The sequence below is a fragment of the Pseudomonas sp. Y3 TE3536 genome (genome assembly GCF_053629175.1).
This window is the reverse complement of the sequence record NZ_JBRJHU010000001.1, coordinates 2,899,219-2,913,491: the sequence shown is the minus strand read 5'-3', so window position 1 is coordinate 2,913,491 and position 14,273 is coordinate 2,899,219. Positions and strand designations below refer to the sequence as shown.

The 14,273-nt window shown below is 63.5% G+C and carries 18 protein-coding genes; 8 read left to right on the top strand and 10 right to left on the bottom strand.

Going from position 1 to position 14,273, the window contains the following annotated elements; genetic code table 11:
* Nucleotides 1-7 precede the first annotated feature (7 nt).
* Together AB7M33_RS13185 and AB7M33_RS13180 are read left to right on the top strand one after the other, a co-directional pair.
* Complete coding sequence (locus AB7M33_RS13185) at nt 8-355, top strand: HPF/RaiA family ribosome-associated protein (protein ID WP_027595269.1); 348 nt, start codon at nt 8-10, stop codon at nt 353-355.
* A gap of 122 nt (nt 356-477) precedes the next feature.
* Nucleotides 478-768, top strand: a complete 291-nt coding sequence (locus AB7M33_RS13180; protein WP_027595268.1) for a DUF3509 domain-containing protein — start codon at nt 478-480, stop codon at nt 766-768.
* A gap of 3 nt (nt 769-771) precedes the next feature.
* Here the strand turns inward: AB7M33_RS13180 and AB7M33_RS13175 are convergent, their stop codons facing one another.
* Entirely contained in the window at nt 772-1,242 is a 471-nt protein-coding gene (locus AB7M33_RS13175; protein ID WP_027595267.1) for a phosphate-starvation-inducible protein PsiE, read from the bottom strand.
* 232 nt (nt 1,243-1,474) lie between these two features.
* Between AB7M33_RS13175 and AB7M33_RS13170 the strand changes: the two genes are divergently transcribed.
* Nucleotides 1,475-1,735 (top strand): YebG family protein, encoded by a 261-nt coding sequence (locus tag AB7M33_RS13170; RefSeq protein ID WP_027595266.1) that lies wholly within the window; start codon nt 1,475-1,477, stop codon nt 1,733-1,735.
* A gap of 104 nt (nt 1,736-1,839) precedes the next feature.
* Here AB7M33_RS13170 and AB7M33_RS13165 read toward each other — a convergent pair whose 3' ends face one another.
* Nucleotides 1,840-2,859 (bottom strand): Glu/Leu/Phe/Val dehydrogenase family protein, encoded by a 1,020-nt coding sequence (locus AB7M33_RS13165; protein ID WP_027595265.1) that lies wholly within the window; start codon nt 2,857-2,859, stop codon nt 1,840-1,842.
* A 124-nt stretch (nt 2,860-2,983) separates the two neighbouring features.
* Between AB7M33_RS13165 and AB7M33_RS13160 the strand changes: the two genes are divergently transcribed.
* The gene (locus AB7M33_RS13160) at nt 2,984-3,790 is read left to right on the top strand and encodes a SirB1 family protein (protein WP_454242952.1); all 807 of its coding nucleotides are present in this window, start codon (nt 2,984-2,986) and stop codon (nt 3,788-3,790) included.
* On the opposite strand, the gene maiA is transcribed toward AB7M33_RS13160, so the two are convergent.
* From maiA to hmgA, 3 genes are read right to left on the bottom strand one after another with little or no spacing between them, the layout of a single operon-like run.
* The gene (maiA, locus tag AB7M33_RS13155; RefSeq protein ID WP_454242951.1) at nt 3,784-4,416 is read right to left on the bottom strand and encodes a maleylacetoacetate isomerase; all 633 of its coding nucleotides are present in this window, start codon (nt 4,414-4,416) and stop codon (nt 3,784-3,786) included. The genes AB7M33_RS13160 and maiA overlap by 7 nt on opposite strands.
* Nucleotides 4,417-4,428: 12 nt before the next feature.
* Complete coding sequence (fahA, locus tag AB7M33_RS13150; protein WP_454242950.1) at nt 4,429-5,721, bottom strand: fumarylacetoacetase; 1,293 nt, start codon at nt 5,719-5,721, stop codon at nt 4,429-4,431.
* A 3-nt stretch (nt 5,722-5,724) separates the two neighbouring features.
* Nucleotides 5,725-7,026, bottom strand: a complete 1,302-nt coding sequence (hmgA, locus tag AB7M33_RS13145) for a homogentisate 1,2-dioxygenase (protein WP_454242949.1) — start codon at nt 7,024-7,026, stop codon at nt 5,725-5,727.
* A 164-nt stretch (nt 7,027-7,190) separates the two neighbouring features.
* Here hmgA and AB7M33_RS13140 point away from each other — a divergent pair, with 164 nt between their 5' ends.
* On the top strand, nt 7,191-7,973 hold the full coding sequence (locus AB7M33_RS13140; protein WP_027595260.1) for an IclR family transcriptional regulator: 783 nt from the start codon (nt 7,191-7,193) through the stop codon (nt 7,971-7,973).
* A gap of 444 nt (nt 7,974-8,417) precedes the next feature.
* On the opposite strand, the gene AB7M33_RS13135 is transcribed toward AB7M33_RS13140, so the two are convergent.
* The 3 genes from AB7M33_RS13135 to AB7M33_RS13125 form a co-directional block, all read right to left on the bottom strand.
* Complete coding sequence (locus AB7M33_RS13135) at nt 8,418-9,314, bottom strand: alpha/beta fold hydrolase (protein ID WP_085273947.1); 897 nt, start codon at nt 9,312-9,314, stop codon at nt 8,418-8,420.
* 176 nt (nt 9,315-9,490) lie between these two features.
* On the bottom strand, nt 9,491-10,177 hold the full coding sequence (locus AB7M33_RS13130; protein WP_027595258.1) for an LrgB family protein: 687 nt from the start codon (nt 10,175-10,177) through the stop codon (nt 9,491-9,493).
* Nucleotides 10,167-10,553: a CidA/LrgA family protein gene (locus AB7M33_RS13125; protein WP_186702479.1), complete on the bottom strand. Its 387-nt coding sequence runs from the start codon at nt 10,551-10,553 to the stop codon at nt 10,167-10,169. Before AB7M33_RS13125 ends, AB7M33_RS13130 begins: the two co-directional genes overlap by 11 nt.
* 98 nt (nt 10,554-10,651) lie before the next feature.
* On the opposite strand from AB7M33_RS13125, the gene AB7M33_RS13120 reads away from it, so the two are divergent.
* The gene (locus AB7M33_RS13120) at nt 10,652-11,539 is read left to right on the top strand and encodes a LysR family transcriptional regulator (protein ID WP_238209652.1); all 888 of its coding nucleotides are present in this window, start codon (nt 10,652-10,654) and stop codon (nt 11,537-11,539) included.
* Nucleotides 11,540-11,575: 36 nt separating this feature from the next.
* Here AB7M33_RS13120 and AB7M33_RS13115 read toward each other — a convergent pair whose 3' ends face one another.
* Entirely contained in the window at nt 11,576-12,031 is a 456-nt protein-coding gene (locus AB7M33_RS13115) for a flavodoxin (protein ID WP_454242948.1), read from the bottom strand.
* 115 nt (nt 12,032-12,146) lie between these two features.
* On the opposite strand from AB7M33_RS13115, the gene AB7M33_RS13110 reads away from it, so the two are divergent.
* Both AB7M33_RS13110 and AB7M33_RS13105 read left to right on the top strand, forming a co-directional pair.
* Nucleotides 12,147-12,575 (top strand): PAS domain S-box protein, encoded by a 429-nt coding sequence (locus AB7M33_RS13110; protein WP_027595254.1) that lies wholly within the window; start codon nt 12,147-12,149, stop codon nt 12,573-12,575.
* A gap of 59 nt (nt 12,576-12,634) precedes the next feature.
* Entirely contained in the window at nt 12,635-13,252 is a 618-nt protein-coding gene (locus tag AB7M33_RS13105; protein ID WP_027595253.1) for a hypothetical protein, read from the top strand.
* Here the strand turns inward: AB7M33_RS13105 and AB7M33_RS13100 are convergent.
* Nucleotides 13,237-14,187 carry a MerR family transcriptional regulator gene (locus AB7M33_RS13100; RefSeq protein WP_454242947.1) on the bottom strand — a complete coding sequence of 317 codons (951 nt, stop codon included), beginning with the start codon at nt 14,185-14,187 and terminating at the stop codon, nt 13,237-13,239. The two genes, AB7M33_RS13105 and AB7M33_RS13100, sit on opposite strands and share 16 nt — an antisense overlap.
* Nucleotides 14,188-14,273: the final 86 nt, after the last annotated feature.

The following is a 14,273-nucleotide window of genomic DNA, read 5'->3' as shown; positions in this document are numbered from 1 at the left end:
TTGAATCATGCAAATCCAGGTCAACAGCAGCAACCATATCGAAGGTAACGCCCGGCTCGACGAGTGGGTCCGCAGTACGCTGGAAAGCTCACTGGAACGTTACGAGGACGACCTCACCCGCATCGAGGTGCACCTGCGCGACGAGAACGGCGCCAAACCCGGACCGCATGACAAACGTTGCCAAATGGAGGCTCGCCCGAAAGGCCACCAACCGATTTCCGTGACCCACACCGCCACCTCGCTGGACCAGGCGGTCGATGGCGCCGCCACCAAGCTCAACCACGCGCTTGAACACTTCTACGGCAAGTTGCGCAGCAAGCGCGGCGTGCTGGAGCTAAGTGACCCCGACGCCTGAGGGTGGTAACAAAACGCCCGGCCTATTGCCGGGCGTTTTCGTTTCTGTCGATCAACGGCGCTGAACCAACGCGCGCTCATGCCGGTCAACCCCTGCACTCAATCGCTGCAGAACGCATGACCATGAACAACCCCTTCGCACAGATCAGCGCCGCCTTCGCCCCCGAGTACCGGGTCAACCTGAGCATCGTCGACCTGGATGGCAGCATCATGCTCACCCTTGCCGACGACGCTGGCGTGGTCGCCAAGCGCCTGATCAGCCAGGCTCAGCGTAACGACCCGGTGCGCTTGCAGCGGGTCATCGACAGCATCCGCCTGGGCCTGGCCATCGAACTGAGCCAGAACCCGATGCAAGTGCTCGCCGCGCTCACCCGCGATGCGCAGCATGCACCGCGTCACTTCGTGGCCAACTGAGGGCTACTTGCCCTCGTCCACTTCCTTGCCATTGGCATCCAGCACCTTGGTCGAGGGGTAGCGGTACGACGCGTAGCGCACCACCAGGATCGAGAACGCCAGCAACAGGATGCCACCGCACAGGTACAACAGCCCCTCGTCCGGCGCCTTGTGGTGCGAGACATCGCCGATCAACAGGCGCGTCAACGCGGTGATCGCCACGTACAGCAAAAAGCGGATGGGCATGTGGTTGGTCTTGAAGTAGATCCCAACCATGGCCCCCAGCTCCAGGTAGATGAACAGCAGCAGGATGTCATCGACACTGACCCCGCCCTTGCCGAGCATGTCCAGGAAGGTCATCACCGCCGCGTAGGCGGTGATGGCGCCAATGCCGAATAGCGCCAGATAATGGAATGCCTCGACGCACAGGTTGCCCAGCGAGTCGGCCGAGCCGTGCAGGCCCTTGCGCAGCTTTTCAGCCCATTTGATGTTCACGATTGTCCCATTCCCCGATACGCCATGAAGGATGATGCGTCACCTGTGTGACGCTTGTGCCATGCAGTTAAAGGGCCAGGCCCTCGCCTTGGAAGGCGACCGATTGCCGCAAGGCACCTGTGGGCTACGCTTTTGCGGGAAGATTCTGGTTGCGCAACGATGCCCAATGCCATTACTGTATAAAGATACAGTAAAACGCAACCCAACCAGCAAAAAGGCATAGAGGTGATGAATGGCCGTCGAAGTGGTGTACCGCAGCAGCCGCGACCCGGAGCGCTTGTTCATGGATAAGGCCGAAGCAGATCGTCACGACAAGATGCTCGAACTGGCCGAGCGCCTGGCAGAAGTGCTGCACAAGGCGGTGCCATCGCTGACCGAGCAACAGGTCGAGGAAGCCGGTATCTACATGGCCAAGAACCGCGACGTGTTCGCCCGGGCGTTCAAGAGCCAGCCAGATGCGTTGGCAGAGTTGCTCGAAGGCCAAGCCCAGTAAGAGTAGCCTTGGGCTGCGAAGAGGCCCTTGAAGTCGAACAATTAATGCTAGCTATACCGGCCCTTTCGCAGCACAAGGCTGCTCCTACAGGGGGAGCGTCAGGCTTAGCCGTAGAGCAGCCGCTCTGCCAGCATCTGCGCCACCCGCGCCGGCGAGCGCTTCTCTGCCTGGGCATGGCCAAACACTTCGGTGAGCCGCGTAGGAATGCGCGCCAGGTGCGCGGTGATGGTCCCCAGGTCTTCGCCCCGATGGGTCAACGCTACGTAGATCAGCCCACCGGCATTGATCACATAGTCGGGCGCATACAGTATCCCGCGCGATTCCAACTGGTCGGCAACCTGCAGGGTGGTCAGCTGGTTGTTCGCCGCCCCCGCCACCGCCGCACAGCGCAGCTGCATCACGCTCTGCCCGTTCAGCACAGGCCCTACGCCACACGGGGCGAAGATGTCGCAGGGGGTGCTGATCAAGGCATCGTTGGTCACCGGGTGGGCATTGAACTGCTCGACCGCCAACCGCACCCGCCCGGGGTCCAGGTCGCTCACCAACAGCTCTGCACCCGCCGCGTGCAGTTGCTCGGCCAAGGCATAGCCAACGTTGCCCAGCCCTTGTACGGCCACCCGCAAGCCTTCCAGGTTGTTACTGCCCAGCCGTGCTTTCGACGTGGCGCGGATGCCGGCGAACACGCCCATGGCGGCATGGGGCGAAGGGTCCCCCGAGGCTGTTGTGCTGGTCACATGCGGCGTGCTCTGCGCGATGCAGTCCATATCCACCGTGGAGGTACCGCTGTCCACAGCCGTGATGAAGCGCCCCTGCAAGGTATCGACGAAACGGCCGAATGCCTCGAACAGCGCAGCGCGGTTTTCCACATGGGGGTTGCGCATGATCACTGCCTTGCCGCCGCCCAAGGCCAAACCGGCCAGCGCGGCCTTGTAGCTCATGCCCTGGGCCAAGCGGATCGCGTCGACCATGGCGCTCTCGTCATCGGCGTATGGCAGGTAGCGACAACCGCCCATGGCGGGGCCCAGCTGCTCGCTGTGGATCGCCACCACCGCTTTCAGCCCCGTTGGCGGGTCGATGAACAGGTGCAGCGATTGGGTACGGGTGCTTTGCATTAGCGCGAACATCGACGGGCTCCCCAGCGAGGTGCTCCTATCAGTATAGGCAGGCCCAAGTGCGGGAAGCCTCGGTCAGACCACTGGACGAAACGGCGCGCCACAGCTAATAGTTAAACGTGTGTGGAGAAGCCCCATGAAGCCACGTCAAGCCTGCCTGGCCTGCCTGGAACGCGAGCCTGTCGCCCTGCTGGAAGCCGCATTGTGGATGGCCGCCGAGCACGACCGAAGTGTCGAGCCCGCGAGCAGCCTTGCCCTGCTGCACGACCTGCACCGCGAGATCAGCGCCAACCTGCCGATGCTGCCCCTGTGCGAACTGGCCCAGCCGCTGCTGCGCCAACTCAATGCACTGGGCTTTCAACAAGATGAATACCACCCGTTGCGGCCGCACGCGGCGATGATGGACAAAGTGCTGCAGCGCCGCCGTGGCCAGCCATTGACCCTGGCCATCCTGGCCCTGGAGCTGGCTGGGCGGCTGTCGATCCCGCTGGAAGGCGTTGCATTTCCCGGCCACTTCCTGCTGCGCGTACCCGGTGCCGACCACCTGCTCGACCCTTGCGGCGGCAGGCGCTTGTACCCCAGCGATTGCCGCGACCTGCTCGCCCGCCAGTTCGGCCCACACGTGCCGCTGAGTGCAGAGCACATGCGCACGGCCAGCCCTCGGCAAATGCTGCAACGCCTGTCACGCAACCTGCGCCAATTGCACATCAGCAACGACAACCACCTGGCGGCGTTGATCGACGCCGAACGGGTAATGCAGCTGGGCCCGGTGCAAGTCAGCGACTACACCACCCGCGCATCGCTCTACCAGTTTCTGGATTGCCCGCAGGCCGAACGTTTCGACCTGGAGCATGCCCTGCTACTCACAGAAGACCCGGTCCAGCGCCTGAAGCTTTCCGAGCGGATCGGCAAACTCCCGACGGTGAACCGTTCGATTCACTGAGCCGGGGTATCCGGCTGCTGCGAAGGATGCGCCTGAATGAACGCCGGGTGCTGGGCCGCCAGGGCGGCGACCCGACGAATGCGCGGGTAACCGCCGAGGTCGATGTTGAACCGCTCGGCAGCGTACACCTGCGGCAGCAAGTAGACATCCGCCAAGCCCGGCGTGTCGCCAAAGCAGAAGCCCTGGTCGCCGATCAGTTGCTCGACCGCCGACAGCCCTTGGCCGATCCAGTGCGCGATCCACTGGTTGACCTGAGGCTCGTCCTGCCCTGCCTGGCGCAGCAGGTTGAGCACGCTGACGTTGTGCAACGGGTGGATGTCGCAGCCGATGATCGCCGCCACACCGCGCACCTTGGCCCGCGCCTCGGCCGTGTCCGGCAGCAGCGCAGGGTGTGGATAAACCTCTTCCAGGTACTCGATGATCGCCGGTGACTGCACCAACAGCGCACCGCTGTCGGTGCGCAGGGCCGGTACACGGCCCTGCGGGTTCACAGCGACATAGTCCGCACCGCGCTGCTCGCCCTTGAGCAGGTTGACCGGCAAGGACTGGTAACCCAGCCCCTTCAGCGCCAGCGCGATGCGCACCCGGTAGGACGAGGTGGAACGGTAGTAGGTGTACAGCTCCATACCCCTGCCCCCTCAGTTGGCTGCGATGACTTTGCCGCGGCATTCGCCGAAGCCGATGCTGGCCACACCATCACGCGTGCAACGGGCACGCAGGATGATTTCGTCGCCGTCTTCGAGGAACTTGCGCACCTCACCGCTGGCCAGTTCCACCGGCTGCTTGCCGCCCTCGGTGATCTCTAGCAGGCTGCCAAAAGAGCCCGGCGTTGCCCCCGACAGCGTGCCCGAACCGAACAGGTCGCCCGGTTGCAGCTGGCAACCGTTGACGCTGTGGTGGGCAACCATCTGCGCCACGGTCCAGTACATGCTGCGGGTGTTGCTCAGGGTCAGCCGGTGAGCCGCAATGCCTTGCTCGCGCATGCGCTCGGTCAGCAGCAGCACTTCCAGTTCGATATCGAACGCACCCTTGGCCTGGTCACGTGCATCCATCAGGTAGGACAGCGGCTGCGGATCGCCTTGCGGGCGCGCCGGCTGCGCAGCGCGGAACGGCTCCAGGGCCTCGGCGGTCACCACCCAGGGCGAAATGCTGGTAATGAAACTCTTGGACAAAAACGGCCCCAGTGGCTGGTATTCCCAGGCCTGGATATCACGCGCCGACCAGTCGTTGAGCAGGCAGAAGCCGGCGACGTGCTCGGCGGCATCACCCACCGGGATCGACTCGCCCATGTCGTTGCCCTGGCCAATCCAGATACCCAGCTCCAGCTCGTAGTCCAGGCGCGCGCAGGGCCCGAAGCTTGGCTCGGTGTGCCCGGCCGGCAGGGTTTGGCCTTTGGGGCGGCGCACATCGGTACCGGAGGGGCGAATGGTCGAAGCGCGACCGTGGTAACCGATCGGCACATGCTTGTAGTTGGGCAGCAGCGGGTTGTCCGGGCGGAACAGCTTGCCGACGTTCTTGGCGTGTTCGATGCCGACATAGAAGTCGGTGTAGTCCCCGATCTTCGCCGGCACATGCAGTTGGCAATCACTGGCTGGGTAAAGCGCGGTTTTCAGCGCCGACTGGTGTTCGCTGTGTTCGCCGAGCAGCGCCAGCAGGCGCTCACGCAGGGCGACACGGGCGCTACGGCCGAGGGCGAAGAAGGCGTTCAGCGCACCACCGCGGGTAGCCTCCACCGCAGCCTTGGCCTCGCCGTCGAACAAGCCCGCAGCGAGCACCGCTTCCAGGTCAAGGATGGCATCGCCGATGGCCACGCCGCAGCGCAGCGCTTCACCCGGCCGGCTGAAAATGCCCAACGGCAGGTTTTGCAGCGGGAAATCGCTGTGCCCGTTGGCATGCTCGACCCAGCTACGGGTAATGGCGGTCTGGTTCATGGGTTATCTCCGGTTCGGGTTGAAGGTGCTCGGCAAGGTGGCCCAGCAACTATCGTAGTCGGCCTGCAATTGCGGGCATTCGAGCGCATGGCGGCTCGGGCGCAGCACTTGGCTGGTCTCGAACATGAAGGCCATGGTGTTGTCGATCTTGTGCGGCGCGAGGTCGGCGGCGATGGCCTTGTCGCAAGTTTCGGCGTCCGGGCCATGGGCGCTCATCACCCCGTGCAGCGAAGCGCCGCCCGGCAGGAAACCCTCGGCCTTGGCATCGTAGGCACCCTGGATCAAGCCCATGAACTCGTTCATCAGGTTGCGGTGGAACCATGGCGGACGGAAGGTGTTCTCGGCCACCATCCAGCGCGGCGGGAAGATCACGAAGTCCATGTTGGCCAGCCCATGCACGCTGGTGGGCGACGTCAGCACGGTGAAGATGGACGGGTCTGGGTGGTCGAAGCTGACCGTGCCGATGGTGTTGAAGCGGCGCAGGTCGTATTTGTAGGGCACGTTGCTGCCATGCCAGGCGACCACGTCCAGCGGCGAATGCTGCAACTCGCAGGCCCAGTGTTCGCCGAGGAACTTCTGCACCAGTTGCACCGGGCCCTCGGCTTCTTCGTAATGCGCCACCGGCGTGAGGAAGTCACGCGGGTTGGCCAGGCCGTTGCTGCCGATGGGCCCGAGGTCCGGAATGCGCAGCGGCGCGCCGTGGTTTTCGGCCAGGTAGCCACGCGCCTGGCCATCGAGCAGCTCGACGCGAAACTTCATGCCCCGTGGGATCACTGCGATTTCCAGCGGCTCGACGTCCATGACCCCAAGCTCGGTAGCGATGCGCAGGCGGCCCTGTTCCGGCACCAGCAGCAGTTCACCGTCGGCATTGAAGAACACCCGCTCCATGGAGCGGTTGGCACTGTAGATGTAGATGCTCACGCCCGCCGGTTTATCTGCGGGCGCGTTGGCCACCATCGGCACCCAGCCTTCGATGAAATCGGTGGGCTCGGCAGGGATGGGTTGCGGGCTCCAGCGCAGGCGGTTTGGGGTGACGGCGCCCAGCGGCCCACTCAGCGGCTGACGTGCCAGGCGCTCGAAGCGTGGGTGCAGTGCAGACGGGCGGATGCGGTACAGCCAGGTGCGGCGCAACTCACTGCGGGTCATGGTGAACGCCGTGCCCGAAAGCAGTTCGGCATACAAGCCGTAGGGGGCTTTCTGCGGCGAATTCTGCCCGACCGGCAATGCACCTGGCAGTGCTTCGCTGGCGAACTCGTTGCCGAAGCCGCTCAGGTAGTGAAGGTCGGGGGACGTGTCGCGGTTCATCGATGCCTCCGGGCTCTGGCAGAGCCGTTGCTGGCAGCTGGCTGCTGGGGTGGCAGCACGTCTGCATTGTTTTTATCGTAATCAGATTACGAATAACGTAATTTGCTACGGGCAAGGCGTCAAGCTATAAAGGCGCGACTCGACGAATCCGGATACCTATGCCCATGGCCAAAGCCAGCTCACCCACCGATAACGGCAAGCAGAAGGTCCGCTCGGCGGAAGTCGGCACCGATATCCTCAAGGCACTCGCCGAACTCTCTCCTTCCACGTCCCTGTCACGCCTGGCGGAGCATGTGCAGATGCCGGCCAGCAAGGTGCACCGCTACCTGCAGGCGCTCATTGCCAGCGGCTTTGCCGAACAGGATGCGGCCACCAACCACTATGGCCTGGGGCGTGAGGCGTTGCGCGTGGGGTTGGCGGCATTGGGCAGCATCGATGTGCTGAAGATTGCGGCGCTGCCGTTGTCGCAGCTGCGCGATGAACTGAACGAGAGCTGCTTCATTGCCGTTTGGGGCAATCAGGGCGCGACCGTGGTCAGCATCGAGCCTGCGGTGCGTGCGGTTACGGTGGTGACCCAGATCGGGTCGGTGCTGCCGCTGCTCAGTTCGTCCACCGGCCTGGTGTTCGCCGCCTACCTGCCGGCGCGCGAAACTGACGAGTTGCGCGACCGGGAGCTGGCAGCGCTGCAGCACAGCGCCAGCGATTATGCGGCCGTGCTGGAGGGCATCCGTGAACGTGGCCTGCACCATGTGCATGGCCTGTTGATGCCGGGTGTGGATGCGCTGTCAGCACCGGTATTCAACGCCCTGGGGCAGATCGCTGCGGTGATGACTGTGGTCGGCCCGACGTCGATTTTCCATGCCGACGAGCACGGGCCTGCGGCGCAGCGGTTGCTGGCTGCAGCGCGCGATACAAGCTGGCGGATGGGGTACGCGGCTGAAGGTTGAGCGGGATGGGCACTGTTGCCCGAAACGTAAAGGTGAATGTCGTAAGCGGCTATTTTTCCTACAGGATCAAGCGCTTATTCTTAACTCACTGGCCGGCATGAAGGGCACTACCCCCCCCCGCCCTTCAGGCCTGCGAGGTTCACCGACGTAGATTTTGAAGCTCCTTGATCTAACGTCTCGATTGGCCGCTGCGATTGCAGCGGCCTTTTTTTTTGCCTGGTGTTTGTTAGGTGATAGCGTTAGGGCCGCCGGGGTATGGCGATAGATTTTTAGCGCCGATGAGATCGAGCGCCGCCCGCGCGGCGATTCGCAGCACAAGGCTGCTCCTACATCTGTTTCTGGCCAATTATTCCTGGGGTTTGGGCGCCGCCCATCTCCTGTAGGAGCAGCCTTGTGCTGCGAATCGCCGCGCAGGCGGCGCTCGATCTCACAGGCGCTGAAAACTCATGCCAGGCACTGCAAAAAACTCAGCGGCTGCTCACGAAAGGCCAGGTAATGCCGCAACACCTGCACCGGTGCTTCGGTATGCGGGTAATGGCCAATGCCCTGCAGTTGCACGGTATCGGGCTCCGGCACCAGTTGCCGGTAACGCTCGACCATGCGCGCACCGGAAACCGGGTCGACCACACCGTTGATGAAGCGCAAGGGCACCCCGTCACGTTGCAACGCCCCCACCCAACGCTCGCGGTGCAGGGTGCGCTCCGGCCAGTAGCCGGCCAGCTTGTGCAAAATGCGCGTGCCGCGGTTGGCGGCGATCAGGCTCCAGCAATCGTCCAGTGCGCTTTCACTGGGGTGGGTGCAGGGGCCATAAACCTGGGTCACGTTGCGCACCAGGTCGTCACGCCCGAACGAGCGCCCTACCAACCAGCCCAGGCGGCTGAGCAGCAGCTTCTGGATCAGCAGCATGCGGCAGCTCTCGGGGAACAGCCCACTGTTGAGAAACACGCAGCTGGCGATGTTCGCGCGCTGTTCGTGGTGCCGCGCCAGCAGCTCCTGGGCCACGCTGCCGCCATAGTCATGGGCCATCAGGTGCACAGGCTGGTTGACCTTGAGGTGGGCGAGCAACGCTTGCTGCAGGTCGGCCTGTTCCATCAGGCTGTATGCGTGATTGACCGGTTTGGCGGAGTCGCCAAAGCCCAGCATGTCGCAGGCGATCAGCCGAAAACGCTGGGCCAGCGGCGCCCACAGGTAGTGCCAGTCCCAACTGGCAGTGGGGAAGCCATGTAACAGAAGCAGGGGCTCTCCTTGCCCTGCGGTCCAGTAGCGGATGCTCTGGCCCCGGAAGGTAAAACTCTGTCCCCGGGTACGCCAGACGCACAATGGAATCTCGGCCAAAGGCATCAGATCGGTCCCGGTGGAGTTGTGTTGACGGAATAGGGCAAGGCTGCGCTCATTGCATGTCACCTCGGCACTTACATGTGCTCTCTATGTCGAGGCAGAGTCTAGCCAGCCGCCCATGGGCTGAAACTTGCGTTGCCAGCCAGCTTGATGACCTTGCGAGTCAGTGGCACGAACGGTCAGAGGAGCATGGCCAGCAGCGGTGCGGCGAACAGGTTCAACAGCCCGGTCAGGACCATGACCAAGCCGGCCACGGAGCCTTCTTCGCGGCCCACTTCCTGGGCCCTGCTGACCCCAGCACCATGCGCCCCGACCCCGAACAACGCACCCCGCGCCAAAGGTGTGCGCAAGGGCAACCAACGCAGCAGCACCCCGCCGAACATCGCGCCCAGTACCCCGGTGAACATCACGAATACCGCGGTCAGTTCCGGCACGCCGCCGAGGTCGTGGGCCAGCGGCATGGCGAAGGGCGTGGTGATCGAGCGCGGCACCAGCGACAGGCTGATCGCATTGTCCAGCGCCAACAGGTGAGCCAGCCCCCAGGAGCTGGCGATCGAGGCGGTGCTGCCGGCCAGCATGCCCATCAGCAATGCCGGCCAGTGGCGCGCCAGCATAGCCCGCTGCTGCCAGATGGGCACCGCGAATGCCACGGTCACCGGGCCCAGCACGCCCATCAGCCAATGCGTGTTGCGCGCGTACTCGGCATAAGCGGTGTGCAACGGCACGGCCACCGCCAGCAGCAGCGCAGGGACCAGGATCAGCGGCGACAGCAGGTAGCGCCCGCTGCGCCGGTACAGCCAGCGGCTGCCCAGATAGGCCAGCAGGGTCAGCGCCAACCAGAACAGCGGCATGGGTTCAAGGCTCATGGCGCAGCCTCCAGCGGCACACCAGTTCGACGGTGAGCGCAGTCACCACCATGACCATCAGCGTGCTCACGGCAATCACCAGCAGGATGCGCCAGCCTTCCTCGCGCACCAGGGTGCCGTAATCGAGCAGGCTCATCAGCGCAGGAATGAAGAACAGCAGCATTTCCGCCATCAGCCAGCCGGCGCCCAGCTGCAACGTGGCCGGCTTGACCACACCGCTGGCGAACAGCAGCAGAAGCAGCGCCAGCCCCATCACGCCACCGGGGATGGGCCAGCCGAGCCACACAGCCAGCTGGCCACCGAGCAGGAACAGGGCAAACAGGATCGCCAGCTCGACGAGCAGGCGCAGGGCTTTTTTCACTAACGCGGGTTTCATGGGGGTGCTTCCTCGACAGGCCCTCATTTTAAGATTTGCCTGCCTAGGCCAGAAGCGAATTGTTAGACTGATCAGCATTCCAAAACGGAATTGCGACCATGGAATTCAAACAACTGCGCAGCTTCATCGAAGTGGTGCACCGCGGGGGCTTCACCCAAGCGGCGCAAACCCTGCACATCAGCCAGTCGGCGGTGAGCAAGCAAGTGGCTCAGCTGGAGCAAGATGTAGGCCAGCCGCTGCTTGAGCGGCAGGCCTCGCAGCTGCACCTGACCGCCGCCGGGCGCATCGTGCTAGAGCGCGGCGAAGCGTTGTTGCGCCAGCGCCAGGCATTGCTCAGCGAACTGGATGACCTCGGCCAGATGGCACGCGGCGAATTGCGGCTGGGCTTGCCGATACTGGGCAGTGACGCCTTGTTCGCCGGCCTGTTCGCTGAATACCGGCGACGCTACCCCAACATCTCGATTCAATTGCTCGAAGGCGGCAGCCGCAGCGTCGAGCAGGCGGTGCGCAGCGGCGAGCTGGAGCTCGGTGGCAGCCTGACGCCCAGTGACGAAGCCTTCGCGTTCCAGCCATTTTGCAACGAGCCACTCGATGCCCTGCTGCCGGCCGGGCATGCGCTGGCTGGGGAGGCTGGCGTGCATTTGCGGCAACTGGCCGATACGCCTTTTCTGCTGTATCAGCGCAGCTTCGTGCTTAATGACCGGCTGCTCAAGGCCTGCCAACAGCAGGGTTTTACCCCGAAAGAAGGTGGGCGCAGTGGCCAGGCGGACTTCCTGGTGGCGTTGGTGGCAGCCGGCCAAGGCGTGGTGTTGCTGCCCCGTGTTGTGGCAAAGGCGCTGGAGCGCCCTGGGGTGGTGCGCTTGCCACTGCAGTCGCCGGAGGACCTGCGTTGGGATATCGCATTCATCTGGCGGCGGGGGGCGTACCTGTCACGGGCGGCGCAGGCTTGGCTGGCGTTGTTGCGTGAGCGTGAGGTGCAGCGCTGAAGCGGTAGGAGCGGCCTTGCGCCGCTCCTACAGGCGTCAGGCCTTCAGCGCCTGGGCAAATTCTGCCAACCACGGTTCGGCATCGGCTTCCGGGGTCACCGTTTCGCTGGCATCCAGGCGCAGCATCGGCTGCACTTCACGTACCCCCAACTCAGCGAACAACTCACGGATCTGCTCGCCGCCGCCGCAATAGGTATCGCCATAACTGGCGTCGCCCAACGCAATCACCGCGCCCGGCAGGCCACGCCAGGCGGCGGGCAAGGTATCGCGAAGGGTGCTGTACAGCGGCATGAGGTTGTCCGGCAGCTCGCCCATGCCGGTGGTCGACGTCACCGCCAGAAAAGCCTGCGGTGCAAAACCTTCAAGGTCCTGCAGGGTGGCACGTACAGCATGCCAGGCCTCAAAACCTGCGGCCTTGAGCAACGATTCGGCATGACGGGCGACTTCTTCGGCGGTGCCGTACACCGACCCGGAAATAATGGCGACTTTCATCGGGAAGAGGATTCCGAAACTGAGTGAAAACGTAGGATACTAGCATTCAACGCTGGCAAAAGGCCGCCTCTACCTAAGTACCAGCCCCCCTGCCTCTTCGCCCAATGGCCCGAACATGATCAACGCGCAACTGCTGCAATCCATGGTCGATGCGTCCAACGACGGGATCGTGGTCGCTGAACAGGAAGGCGAAGACACCATCCTGATCTACGTAAACGCTGCCTTCGAACGCCTGACCGGCTACACCCGTGACGACATTCTTTATCAAGATTGCCGCTTCCTGCAGGGCAGCGACCGCGACCAGCTCGGCCGTGCGCGCATTCGCAAAGCCTTGGCCGAAGGCCGGCCATGCCGAGAGGTGCTGCGCAACTACCGCAAAGACGGCAGCGCGTTCTGGAACGAGTTGTCGATCACACCGGTTAAGAGTGACGCCGACCAACGCACCTACTTCATCGGTATCCAGAAGGACGTCAGCCGCCAGGTCGAGCTGGAACGCGAACTGGCCGAAATGTGCGCACGTCCGAAAAACGACCTACGCTCCTGAACCAAACGCGCTACGCACGGTCAATCCCGTTGAAGAAATCGCCACCTCCGAGTTCGATCATGCAAGCAGATGCGCTCCTGACCCAGGACGAGCTGGATTTCATACAGAACATGCAGCATTCGCCACAGCTGAACCTGGCTGACTCGATGTCCAGCCTGCTGGTCAATGGCGACCGTCGGATCCAGACCTTGCTCACCCGGTTGGTGGCCAACGAGCAGGTCACCTTGCAGGCGCAGTTCAACAACCAGCAGATCAGCTTTCCGCTGCAACTGGTGGAAGACGAGTTCCATGCCCTGCACCTGCAGCTGGGCTCACCGGAAATCTACGAAGACGGCCCGATGCTGCGCCCATGGCGCTTGTCCATGGACCAGCCAAGCGCGTTACTGGATACACACGATCAACCGAGCGGCCTGTGGGTTCGCGAAATTTCGTTCAAGGGCGCGCTGGTCGAGATCCGCGACCTGGCGCAAGCACCTGCACGTTTCGAGTTGCATTTCGCACCGGCCGGCATTGCCCCCATCGAGCTGCACGGGGTGCTGCGCCGACGCATTGGCCCTGACCTTGCGGCCTACGATTTAAGCCGCAGCCCGGTCGAAGAAATCGAGCGCCTGCGCGGCTATATCCTGCAAGCCCATCGTCAGGCGCACCCAGAGCTGCACAGTCAGGTATCGAGCTGACCGGCCAGAAACTGCCGCAAACGCTGACGCATCACGCTGCTCTCTGCCCCCAGGCAGGCCACCGGGCTGCCTGCCAGGCTGTCCTGGGCCAGCTCGGCCACTTCACCGGCAAGCAATAACGGGCATTCCAGGCCAACCACCAAGCGCTCGAGGCGTTTGCTCAATTCCACGGTCGGCGCCTGGTTGGAGAACAACACCAAGGCATCAGGCTTGAGTCGCTCGCAGATCAGCGTCAGCTCCTGCAGGGGTTGCCCAGGCGCCAACACGCTCACCCCCACCTCGTCACTGCCCAGCAACAAGGCGGTTACCAGCAGCTCCAGTTCGTGACACGGCCCCGGCAATGGCGCCAGCAACACCATGCGGCTGCGGGCCATGCGCGCCAGTTGAATACGCACGAACACCCGTCCGCGCAAGAACTGGTCGAGAAACAGCCAGGCGCTGGCCTGCCCAAACGCCCGCGGACCGTAACCACCCTGGCCTGCTGCCAGGTCATGCCACACCGGCATGAAGATGTCGCTGAACACTTGATCCAGGGTATGGCCAGCGAACACCTGATCGAACAAACGGTGAAGGCTCGCGCTGTCGAAGCGCTGCACCGCCTCGAGAATCTGCTGCTGCCAGGCCAGGCGCACGTCCATCAGGTCGCTGCTCTGCTGCACCTGCGCCTGGCACCGCACCAGGATGCTGCCCACCTTGCTCACCGCCACGCCGCGCTCCAGCCAGCCCAGGATGCTGCGGATATCGTCGATATCAGCCTGAGAGTACAGACGATGGCCACTGTCGGTGCGGGTTGGCTGAATGAGGCCGTAGCGACGCTCCCAGGCGCGCAAGGTGACCGGGTTCACGCCTGTCAGTCGGGAGACTTCCCGAATCGGGAACAGCTCCTGGTGCTCCAGGCCCGCATCGACTGCCGAGCTACGTCCCTGTTTGTTCATCTGCACTTTGTACCCTGTGTGCCGAAGTTGAAGCTGCATGTTACTACGACAGCATAGGCCGCCGGTTAACAACCGTTTGCCAGCCA